The following is a 10,298-nucleotide window of genomic DNA, read 5'->3' as shown; positions in this document are numbered from 1 at the left end:
CTGTCTCGATGCCAAGCCCATATTGGTCCGTCCTGATCAAGCCGGCTTCCGCCAGCGAGCTTAGCGCCGGGTTCAGCTGCAGCGCCTGCCCATGGGCCGGACCGGTGGTGTTGATGACGGCAGCGAAGCGCATCGTCTCGATCCGGGTCTGCCCGCGCCGTTGAAAGCTGACAGCCAGGCTGCCGTCCTCGTCGTTCGACGCGACAAGCCTGGCGGCAATGGTGTCGACTGTACCGGCGGCATGACGCCGGTCGAGCACCGCGGCGACCTGCGGCGCGATCCTGAAACGATGCACGTCCCAGAACACGCGCAGCTGGCGCACCAGCCTTGCCCGCTCCGGCGGCGCAAGTGCGGCCCACAGCACCGGCCCCTGGAGGCGCAGCTGATCGAAGACCGACTGCCAGTTGACATTGGCGGCGCGCGCGGCCGCCAGCGTCGCGCGAATGGTCTTGAGCAGGCCGAGCGCCGTCGTGGCCGGCGCGGATGCAAAGTCGCCAAAAGGCTCGCCCCTGATATCCGGGTGGCCGCGCGAGCGCAGGCCGCGGCGCGACAGCGCGAGGATACGGCCGCGATGGCCACGGCGGTCAAGTTCGGCGACCATGTCGGCCGAGGTCAACCCGGAGCCGACGATCAGCACCGACGCCTCCGGCCCGATCCCTGAAAGCGCGGCGGAAGAGTACGGATCGGCGACGAAACCTGGCGCTTCCGTCAGCGAGGCCAGCGCGTTGGGAATTCCGGGCCGCGGATGCGTCGCTGCCAGGACGAGGATATCGGCGACGACCGGTCCGGCAGAGGTGTGCACGGTCCAGCCCGCGCCACTGGCATCGCGTGTCACGCGTGTGGCGGAACCTTCGACATGATGGACAAGGCCGGAACCGAGATACGGCGCCAGATGCTCGGCGACGTAGCGGCCGAATACGCGACGGCGCGGAAAAGCGTCGCCGTTCTTCCAGATGGCATCCGGGTCGTGTTCGAGTTCTCCGCTGCCAGCCAACCAGCGTGCAAAATGCTGCGGATCATCGGGAGCCATGCTCATCCTGACTGCGGGGACATTGACCCGGTGCGACGGTTCCTCGCTGGAATAGGCCAGGCCGCCGCCGAGCGCTGGTCGCGGCTCGATGACGGAAATCGACAGGCGCTCCGATTGAGGTGCCCGCGCCAGATGCCAGGCCACCGCCGCGCCGGAAAAGCCGCCGCCAAGGATGGCGACGCGCAACCGGCGGGCCGGAGGGAGCGCGTTCACGAGGCGCTGGCGAGCGATTTCGGCCGGTGGTCGCCGGCGATGGTCTCGCCGAACGGACCGGTGTTGACGGACGAGCCGGCGGCTTTTACCGGATGGTCGGTCGGCAGTTTCGGCAGCACCAGTTCGCCGAAGCGATAGGCTTCTTCCAGATGCGGATAGCCGGACAGGATGAAGGTATCGATGCCGAGGCGCCGGTACTCGTCGATGCGCTCGGCGATCGTGTCGGGGTCGCCGACAAGGGCAGTACCGGCACCGCCGCGCACCAGGCCGACGCCGGCCCACAAATTGGGCGCGATCTCGAGCTTGGCACGATCGCCGCCATGCAATGCGCTCATCCGCGCCTGCCCGACCGAATCCATGCGCGCAAAGACTTTTTGGGCCGAGGCGATCGTCGTGTCGTCGAGGCGGCTGATCAGCCTGTCGGCAGCGGCCCAGGCCTCCTCGGTGGTTTCGCGGGCGATGACATGCAGCCTAATGCCGAAAGAGAGCTTGCGGCCGGCCTTCTGCGCCAGTTCACGCACGCTGTCCAGCTTGCGCTCGACATCGGCGGGCGGCTCGCCCCAGGTCAAATACTTGTCGATCTCCTGCGCCGCCACCGTCGACCCGGCATCGGACGAACCGCCGAAATACAGCGGCGGGTAAGGCGTCTGCACCGGCGGAAACAGCAGCCTTCCGTCCTCGATGTGGAAATGCTTGCCGTCATGCTCGACCGTCTCGCCGCTCAGCACCCGCTTGTATATGCGCAGGAACTCCTGCGTCACCTCATAGCGTTCGGCATGCGACAGGAAAATGCCGTCGCCCTTGTTCTCCAGCGGATCGCCGCCGGTGACGACGTTGATCAGCAGGCGGCCATTGGAGATGCGGTCCAGCGTCGCAGTCATGCGCGCGGCCAGCGTCGGCGACTGCAAACCGGGCCGCACAGCGACAAGGAAACGCAAGCGTTCGGTCATCGGCACAAGAGCCGATGCGATCACCCAGGAATCCTCGCACGAGCGGCCGGTCGGCAACAGCACGCCATAGTAGCCGAGCGTGTCGGCCGCCTTCGCCACTTGCGTCAGATAGGGCAGATCGACCGATCTGCCGCCCTCGGCCGTGCCGAGATAGCGGCTGTCGCCATGCGTCGGCAGAAACCAGAGCACCTTGATACGGTCTGGAATGTGCTTGCTCATGGCCTGTCTCCCGTCGCCTGACGGAGGCGGCCGGAGATGCCTGCTTTGGTTGACGGCGAGCGCAAAAAGGTAGGCATGGCGTGGTCCTGTCCGGGTGGAAACCAGATCGCCAGTGCAGATTGCTTATTCCACAAACTCTGTAGAGTTAGTTTATTCCAATTCCGTTGCCGCTATTAGAATTTCTCTCCCCAAGAAATCGGCGGCGAGGCCGACCCGAGTGCAGCGGGCCGGCCTTCCTGCATCAGAACGCTGGTTCGACCGCGTTGACGTTGTCCTTGGTGACGACTGTCAGCGGGATCGGCAGCCGGTCCTTGACCTCCTTGCCCTCGATGATCTCGGCCATCGTGTTGATCGCCAGGCGGCCATCCTCGACGGGCGACTGGACGATGGTCGAGTACATCTCATTGGTGCGGATCGATTCGAACGCATCCTTCTGGCCATTGATGCCGACGATCGGCGGTGCGGCCTTGGAGGGGTTCGCCTCTTTCCATGCGTCGATGAAGCCGCGGGCCATCGTGTCGTCATTGGCGTAGACACCGCTGATCTGGTCGCCGAAGCGTGTGATCAGATCGCGGCTCACCACCAGCGCCTTTTGCTGGTCGAAGTCGGCGTTGACCGTGTCGAGCACGTTGATCTCGGCATTGGTTTCCTTGAGACGGTCGGTAAATCCGCTGACGCGGCCGATCGTGGTGCCGTTGCCGGCCTGGCCGGCGATGATGACGACGGAGCCCTTGCCGCCCAGCGCCTTGCTCAGCGAGTCCGCCGCCAGCTTGCCTTCCTCATAGACATCAGGCCCGGTGAACGACTTGATGAACGGCTTGGCATCGTCGCTCATCGGCGAATTGATGAGGATCGCCGGAATGTTCGCCTGCTGCGCGCGCGCCAGCCCCGGTATGTATGCCTGCGGGTCGAGCGGCCACAGGATGATGCCATCGACCTTGCGCGCAACGCAGGTGTTGAGCTGCTCGGTGCCTTTCTGGACATCAAAATCCTGGCTGAGGCTCAGGATCTCGATGCCGAGTTCCGCAGCGCGCGCCTGAAGCGCCTTGTTGGCCGGCGTCGCGTAGGCATGCGAATCCGCTGCCGTCACGTAGCAGACCGTCTTGGCGCTGGCCCAGCCCGTCGATGCCAGCACAGCCGCCATGGCGGCGACGTGAAGCATGCTTTTCTTGCCAATCATGCGTTTCCTCCCAATCATGTGGTTCCTCCTTGAGTGATTGGATTGTCGCGAACGAGCGCCGGGCGCGTGCCCGGAGCCCTCCCCTTGGTGGTAACGGCCCGATCGAGCACGACGAGCAGGATCAGGATAAGCCCGGACACGACCTGCTGGACGTATGCGGGAACGGACTGGAACTCCATCGCGATGGTCAGCGAGCCGATCGTCAGCACGCCGCCGAGCGTGCCGAGCGCGGATCCCTTGCCGCCTTCGAGACGAGTCCCGCCGACAACGACCGCGGCAATGACGGCGACCGTCAGTTCCGAGCCGAAGACAGGCGAGCCGGTGTTGGTGACGAGGCTCTGGAGAACCCCCGCCAGGCCGGCAAGCGTGCCGGCAAAGACAAAGCCGAGAAAGACGATACGGTCCGAGGCGATACCGCTTTCCTTGGCAGCCGCCGGGTTGGACCCCACCGCAAAGACGTTGCGCCCAGGTATGGTGCGCGTCAGCCAGAAATGCAGCAGCACGATCAGGGCGATGAACAGCACGCTGCGGAGGGTGAAGACATCGAGATAGATCTTGGCCAGCGCCAGGGAGAGCATGATGTCGGTTCCGGTCACCGGCTGGCTGTTGGTGATCCAGTGCGCGAGTGAGCGGAAGATCAGCATCGTCGCGAGCGTCAGCACGAGCGAATTCACCTTCAGGCCGACGACCAGCATGCCGTTGATGGCGCCTGCCAGGGTACCGACCAGGATGCCGGCGATCGCGGCAGGCAGGATGCCGATCTCTCGCTGCAGGATGACCGATACGATGCCGGCCAGGGCAAACACGGCGCCACCGGAGAGGTCGATCTGGCCCGATATCAAAAGCACCGTCAGGCCGACCGCGATCAGGCCGATCGTCGCCGCCCGGTCGAGACCGAGGCCGAGCGTCGATGCCGAGAGGTAGCCGGGGACCAACAGCGCGGAAATGACGAGCGTCAGGCCGAGAATGATGACGACGCGATGCTGCGAGACAAGCGAAAGAAAACGCATCACGCCACGCCCCGCTTGCGCAGCGCCGCATCCATGCCGACGGCACCGACGATCAGGATGCCGAGCACGAAACCCTGGATTGGCGTGCGCACACCGTCGAGCACCATGACGTTGGTCAGCAGTTGCACGAAGATGAGGCCGGCAATGGCCCGCGGCACCGATCCGAAGCCGCCGACGATCGACACGCCGCCGACCACCACCGCCGTGATGGCGCTGAATTCGTAGCCGCCGCCGATGAGCGGCCGCGCGCTCTGCAGCGTCAGCCCGAGCAAGCCGCCGCTGATGCCGGAAGCCAGTGCGGTGATCACGAAGGCGCCAGCCTTCACGGCCCGCACCGGAACCGCACTAGCCTCGGCGGCGCTGTAATTGCCGCCGGTGGCGAGCGTCCATCTGCCCCAGAAGGAGCGGGACAGGACGAAATGGCCGACAAGGGCGATGACCAGGAAGATCAACACCACGACCGGAATGCCGAACAGCCGGCCCTTGGCGAATTCGGCTGAGGCGGGATTGCTGCCATAGACGATGACCCCGCCGACAGCCGCCTGGACGATGCCCAGTCCGATCGTGCCAACGCCGAGCGTGGCAATGATGGGATTGATGCCGACATATCCGACCAGGCCCCCGTTGAGCAGGCCTATGAGGCCCGCGAGACCCACCGCCAGCAGGAACGCCGGCAGCGGCCCGATCATCGGCTGCAGCCCGAGCGACAGGATGGCGCCGCAGGCGATGGTGGCCGGCACCGACAGGTCGGCCAGGCCGCCGACCACGAGCACGAAGGTCATGCCGACGACGACGATGCCAACGATAGACATCGAGGTCAGGACGTTGAGCAAATTGCCTGACGTGAAGAAGGCGGGGCTGACGAGGGAGCCGTAGAGCATCACGGCGACGATGGCGAAGGCGAGCCCCGCCTTCGACAGGACATCGACAAGCCTGCTGCCACGCGTAAAGCGGTCGTTGCGGTTCACGCCACCGATCTCCATGGCCGCTTCGCTCAAGCCATCTCCTCCCCGGTGGCCAGCGCCATGATGCGCTCCTCGCTCAATTCGCTGCGCAAGAGAGGCTCGGAGGCATAGCCATCGCGCATCACCACCACGCGGTCGCAGACTCCGAGGATTTCGGGCAGTTCCGACGAGATCATCACGACCGCCATGCCGCCGGCGACGAGTTGGCCGATGATGTGGTGGATCTCGGCCTTGGCGCCGACGTCGACGCCCCGCGTCGGCTCGTCGAGGATCAAGGCCGAAGGTTTGGCGGCAAGCCATTTGGCGATGACCGCCTTCTGCTGGTTGCCGCCCGACAGAAGGCTGATGCGCCGTTCGCCGTCGGGCGGTGAAATCGAAAACTGCTTGACCGAATCCCGGGCAAGCGCGCGATCGGCGCTGCGGCTGATGCGTCCGAAACGGGTCAGGCGGCGCAGGATGGGCAGGCTGATGTTTTCCCGGACCGACATTCCAGGCACGACGCCATCGCCCTTGCGATCTTCCGGAACATAGGCAATGCCTGCCCTGACCGCCTGGGATGGCGAGTTGATCGAGACCTCGCGTCCGTTGACGCTGACCGTGCCCTCGACAAGCCGCGACAGGCCGAAGATTGCGCGGGCAACCTCGGTGCGGCCAGCGCCCACCAAGCCGGTCAAGCCCAGTATCTCGCCGGCGCGCACTTCGAAGCTGACATCGCGGAAGCGCTGTCCGTCGCTGATATGCTCCACGCGCAACACGGACTTGCCGATCGCGGCCGGACTTTTCGGGAAGACATTGCTAACTTCGCGACCGACCATCAGCCTGATCATATCGGCAGCCTTTATGCCCTTGATCGGACGCGTCTCGATCATTGAGCCATCGCGCAGCACCGTCACCTCATCGGCGATTTCGAGCACCTCCTTCAGCCGATGGCTGATGTAGACGATGGCGATGCCGTCATCGCGCATCTTGCGCAGGATCCGGAACAGCGCCGCCGTCTCATGCTCGCTGAGGCTGGATGTCGGCTCGTCCAGCACGATGATCCTCGGCTGCGCCGCATAGGCCTTGGCGATCTCGACGAGCTGCTGCTGGCTGATAGAAAGGTTGCCGAGCCGTTCACGCGGATTAATGGCCGCTCCGAGCTCGTCGAGGACGGCAGCCGCCGCCCTGACCATCTCGCGCTTGCGCAGAAAGGTCCATTTGCCGGGCATGCGGCCGAGATAGACGTTCTCGGCGACGGTCAGGTGGGGGACCAGATTGATTTCCTGGTGCACCATGCGGATGCCGAGCGCCTGGGCGTCGGCGGGCCGGCGCATGCGCACCTCGGCGTCACCGACTTTGATCGTGCCGCTGGTGGGCGCGTAGGATCCGTTGAGGATCTTCATGAGCGTCGATTTGCCGGCGCCGTTCTCACCCACGACCGCATGAACGGTGCCGAATTTCACGGCAAAATTGACGTTGGACAGAGCCTTCACGCCTGGAAAGTTCTTGCTGATGCCTCGCATATCCAAGGCGCAATCGGCGGCGACGGTCATATCTGGCTAGGTTCCTCCTGGCGGCCGGCCGGTGCGCTACATCGGCCTTCGATATGTTAGTATAATAGCGCTGCAAACGCAGTTCGGGCTTCTTCGAACAAGCTTGAATGGCCTGCGCTGTTGAAGATCCAAGCCTCAGTCCCGGACTGAATTTTCCATCGTTCATCCTCACTATTGCACTAATATAACAGTTCTGGCAAGCTGGATTCCGGCGGGTCGTCATGACGTCGTGCGTCACCGACCCCCACGCTTGTATTGGATGCGTTCCAATTGACATTCTAGTATTATCTGGCCATTTCTGGTGAACGAAGACACGGATTTGCAATGGACCTGGATCCTTCGACGCTCAATCGGGCTCTTCCGCTCCGCGATCAGATCTACCACAAGATCCGCAACCTGATCGTCGTCGGGCAGTTGAAGCCGGGAGAGGTCATCAACGAGGTCGCCATCGCGGAGGCCCTGGGGGTGTCTCGCACCCCCGTTCGCGAAGCGGTCAAGCGCATCAGCGACGAGGGCCTGGTCAAGATCCTGGCGCAGACCGGCACCTATGTTGCTCCGATCAGCCGGGCCGACCTGGAAGAAGCCTATGTCATCCGGCGGGCACTGGAGATGGAAAGCGCCCGACGCGCGGCCGCCAAGTTCACAGCGGCAGCCAGCGAATTGCTGGAAGACAACATGGCGGCGCACCGGCTTGCCATATCCCGCGGCAGATATGCCACCGCGATACAACTCGACGATGTCTTCCACCGCACCATAGCCGAGATCTGCGGCCTGCCGATGATCTGGAGAGCCGTCGACATCTCGAAGGCACAGATGGATCGCGGGCGCTATCTCGCTATCCCAAGACCGGGTTATGGCGAACAGACGATCGAGCAGCACGAGGCCATTTTCGACGCGCTGAAGCGCCACGACGCCGAGGGTGCGGCACGGGCCATGGAACATCATCTCGAGACGTCGTTCCGCAACACGCTCGAAGTCGCCGCCGACCTTCTCGGCTGAAGCCCCGCGAGCAACCAGCATGCAAAGAATGGGACTTTGTATCGGCGTGAAAGCCGAGGCGATCGCGGACTACAAGCGCGTCCACGCCGCCGTCTGGCCCGAAGTGCTCGACGTCATCAGCCGCGCCAACATCCGCAACTATTCGATCTTCCTGCGCGAACCGGAGAACCTTCTGTTCGCCTGCTGGGAGTATCACGGCAGCGACTTCGCCAGGGATGCAGCGCGGATGAGCGAGTCGCCGGCCATGCGCAAATGGTGGGAACTGTGCGACCCCATGCAGACGCCGCTGCCGACGCGCGCCGACGGCGAATGGTGGGCGGCCATGGGAGAGGTCTTCCATCTCGATTGACCGGAACGTTATCGGGCAGTCGCTTCCCGGATATGCCCCAACGACGTGGCGACCGGTCCGTCTTTCATGACGACCTCATCCAGTCTCCGGCCTTGACCTCCTTGACCTCTGACATTCTATTATATTAGTATTCCAAATCATTTCTTGTCTCTCGACCTCCTGTCGCGGAGAACTTTTTCAGAGTATGGGGTCATGGCGCGGTTCATCAAGCTTTCGGGGGCCGACAACATTCTTCTGGCGGTCGATCCGTTGAAGATCGGCGAAAAAGCCGGTGACGTGGCTGCCAGGGCACGCATACCGCGCGGGCACAAAATGGCCTTGCGCGACATCGGCTCGGACCAGCCGATCGTGAAATACGGCCAGACCATCGGTTTTGCGCGGGAACCAATCGTCGCCGGCGACTGGGTTCACGAGCACAATGTGTATCTGCGAAATTTCGAACGCGACTACGTCTTCGGCACGAATACCAGGCAAACCGAGATCGTTGCCGAGGCCGAGCGCGCTACTTTCATGGGTTACCGCCGGCCGAGCGGCAAGGTGGGCACGCGCAACTTCATTGCCGTCCTGACCTCGGTGAACTGCTCTGCCAGCGTCGCCCGGTTCATCACCGACGAGGTCAACCGGTCTGGCATCCTGCGCGACTATCCCAATGTCGACGGTATCATCGCACTCGTCCACGGCACTGGCTGCGGCATCGACACCAAGGGTCCCGCTTACGACCTGTTGAAAAGGACGCAATGGGGCTTTGCCACGAACCCCAATATCGGCGGCGTGCTGATGGTCGGACTCGGCTGCGAAGCGTTCCAGATCCCACGCTGGATGCAGTCGTACAACATCAAGGAGAGCACGATTTTCCGCACGATGACCATCCAGGAAACCGGCGGTACGCGAAAGACGGTCGAGGCTGGCGTGAAGGCGATCGTCGACATGCTGCCTACGGTGAACGCCGCCGAAAGGACGCCGCAACCAGCCTCCGAACTGGTGCTTGCGCTGCAATGCGGCGGATCGGACGGTTACTCCGGCATCAGCGCCAATCCGGCACTAGGTGCTGCGGTGGACCTGCTTGTCGGGCAAGGCGGTACGGCGGTGCTCTCGGAGACGCCCGAGATCTATGGCGCCGAACATCTCCTCGCCTTGCGCGCCGAGAGCCGCGCGGTGGGCGAAAAGCTGATCGAACGCATCCGCTGGTGGGAGGATTATACCGCCAGGCACGACATGGAGATGAACAACAACCCTTCGCCCGGCAACAAGCTGGGTGGGTTGACGACCATCCTGGAGAAATCGCTCGGCGCTTCCGCCAAGGGCGGCACCACCAATCTGCGGGCGGTGCTGGAATATGCCGAGCCGATCAACGAGCGCGGCCTCGTCTTCATGGATACGCCCGGCTACGACCCGGTCTCGGCCACCGGGCAGGTCGCCGGCGGCGCCAACATATTGTGCTTCACCACCGGCCGCGGTTCGGCCTTCGGCTGCAAGCCGACGCCCTCGATCAAGCTTGCCTCCAACAGCTTCATCTTCGAGCAGATGCGCGAGGACATGGATATCAATTGCGGAGACATACTGGACGGCGTCTCGCTGGCCGAGAAGGGCGAGGAGATCTTTGCCGAGATCCTGCGCGTCGCTTCCGGCGGGCGCACCAGGTCGGAAGCGCTCGGCTATGGCGACAACGAGTTCGTGCCATGGAGCCTTGGCGCGACCATGTAGCGATCGCCGGCCTGCACAGGCCGGCCTTTATCCCGGAAGTAGCTCAAACGGAAAGAACCGCTCGACATGAACAGGATCGATCTTGACGGCCAGCACGCTGTGGTCACCGGTGGCGCCCAAGGCCTCGGCTTCGCGATGGCCAGGCGT

Annotated in this window: 9 protein-coding genes; 3 read left to right on the top strand and 6 right to left on the bottom strand. The window is 63.7% G+C overall.

Translation table 11 applies throughout. The features are described 5' to 3' along the window. The 6 genes from ENZ75_RS09225 to ENZ75_RS09200 form a co-directional block, all read right to left on the bottom strand. On the bottom strand, positions 1-1,243 hold a 1,243-nt coding region (locus ENZ75_RS09225), incomplete at its 3' end, for an FAD/NAD(P)-binding protein (RefSeq protein WP_128278043.1). Further along, a complete protein-coding gene (gene ssuD, locus ENZ75_RS09220; RefSeq protein ID WP_063169856.1) occupies positions 1,240-2,412 on the bottom strand; it encodes an FMNH2-dependent alkanesulfonate monooxygenase in 1,173 nt (390 codons plus the stop codon). The genes ssuD and ENZ75_RS09225, both read right to left, overlap by 4 nt. Positions 2,413-2,653: 241 nt before the next feature. Then, the gene (locus ENZ75_RS09215; protein ID WP_013528163.1) at positions 2,654-3,592 is read right to left on the bottom strand and encodes a sugar ABC transporter substrate-binding protein; all 939 of its coding nucleotides are present in this window, start codon (positions 3,590-3,592) and stop codon (positions 2,654-2,656) included. A gap of 14 nt (positions 3,593-3,606) precedes the next feature. Further along, a complete protein-coding gene (locus tag ENZ75_RS09210; protein ID WP_063169855.1) occupies positions 3,607-4,602 on the bottom strand; it encodes an ABC transporter permease in 996 nt (331 codons plus the stop codon). After that, entirely contained in the window at positions 4,602-5,600 is a 999-nt protein-coding gene (locus ENZ75_RS09205; protein WP_244506882.1) for an ABC transporter permease, read from the bottom strand. Before ENZ75_RS09205 ends, ENZ75_RS09210 begins: the two co-directional genes overlap by 1 nt. Then, positions 5,597-7,099: a sugar ABC transporter ATP-binding protein gene (locus ENZ75_RS09200; RefSeq protein WP_063169854.1), complete on the bottom strand. Its 1,503-nt coding sequence runs from the start codon at positions 7,097-7,099 to the stop codon at positions 5,597-5,599. Before ENZ75_RS09200 ends, ENZ75_RS09205 begins: the two co-directional genes overlap by 4 nt. Before the next feature lie 324 nt (positions 7,100-7,423). Between ENZ75_RS09200 and ENZ75_RS09195 the strand changes: the two genes are divergently transcribed. From ENZ75_RS09195 to ENZ75_RS09185, 3 genes are all read left to right on the top strand, one after another. Further along, on the top strand, positions 7,424-8,098 hold the full coding sequence (locus ENZ75_RS09195; protein WP_013528167.1) for a GntR family transcriptional regulator: 675 nt from the start codon (positions 7,424-7,426) through the stop codon (positions 8,096-8,098). Positions 8,099-8,117: 19 nt separating this feature from the next. Next, positions 8,118-8,447: an L-rhamnose mutarotase gene (locus ENZ75_RS09190; protein ID WP_063169853.1), complete on the top strand. Its 330-nt coding sequence runs from the start codon at positions 8,118-8,120 to the stop codon at positions 8,445-8,447. A 192-nt stretch (positions 8,448-8,639) separates the two neighbouring features. After that, positions 8,640-10,151 carry an altronate dehydratase family protein gene (locus ENZ75_RS09185; RefSeq protein ID WP_063169852.1) on the top strand — a complete coding sequence of 504 codons (1,512 nt, stop codon included), beginning with the start codon at positions 8,640-8,642 and terminating at the stop codon, positions 10,149-10,151. The last annotated feature ends 147 nt before the right edge of the window (positions 10,152-10,298 follow it).

This window comes from Mesorhizobium sp. M7A.F.Ca.CA.002.04.1.1 (genome assembly GCF_004022805.1).
GTDB classification, from domain to species: Bacteria; Pseudomonadota; Alphaproteobacteria; order Rhizobiales; family Rhizobiaceae; genus Mesorhizobium; species Mesorhizobium ciceri.
Note: the sequence above shows the minus strand (reverse complement) of the source record. Positions and strands in the feature narration are given on the sequence as shown.

What these genes read in the sequence shown, in the direction of transcription:
- ENZ75_RS09210 (WP_063169855.1), bottom strand. Translation starts at nt 4,602, where the DNA reads ATGCGTTTTCTTTCGCTTGTCTCGCAGCATCGCGTCGTCATCATTCTC.
- ENZ75_RS09185 (WP_063169852.1), top strand. Translation starts at nt 8,640, where the DNA reads ATGGCGCGGTTCATCAAGCTTTCGGGGGCCGACAACATTCTTCTGGCG.
- ENZ75_RS09190 (WP_063169853.1), top strand. Translation starts at nt 8,118, where the DNA reads ATGCAAAGAATGGGACTTTGTATCGGCGTGAAAGCCGAGGCGATCGCG.
- ssuD (WP_063169856.1), bottom strand. Translation starts at nt 2,412, where the DNA reads ATGAGCAAGCACATTCCAGACCGTATCAAGGTGCTCTGGTTTCTGCCG.
- ENZ75_RS09200 (WP_063169854.1), bottom strand. Translation starts at nt 7,099, where the DNA reads ATGACCGTCGCCGCCGATTGCGCCTTGGATATGCGAGGCATCAGCAAG.
- ENZ75_RS09215 (WP_013528163.1), bottom strand. Translation starts at nt 3,592, where the DNA reads ATGATTGGCAAGAAAAGCATGCTTCACGTCGCCGCCATGGCGGCTGTG.
- ENZ75_RS09195 (WP_013528167.1), top strand. Translation starts at nt 7,424, where the DNA reads ATGGACCTGGATCCTTCGACGCTCAATCGGGCTCTTCCGCTCCGCGAT.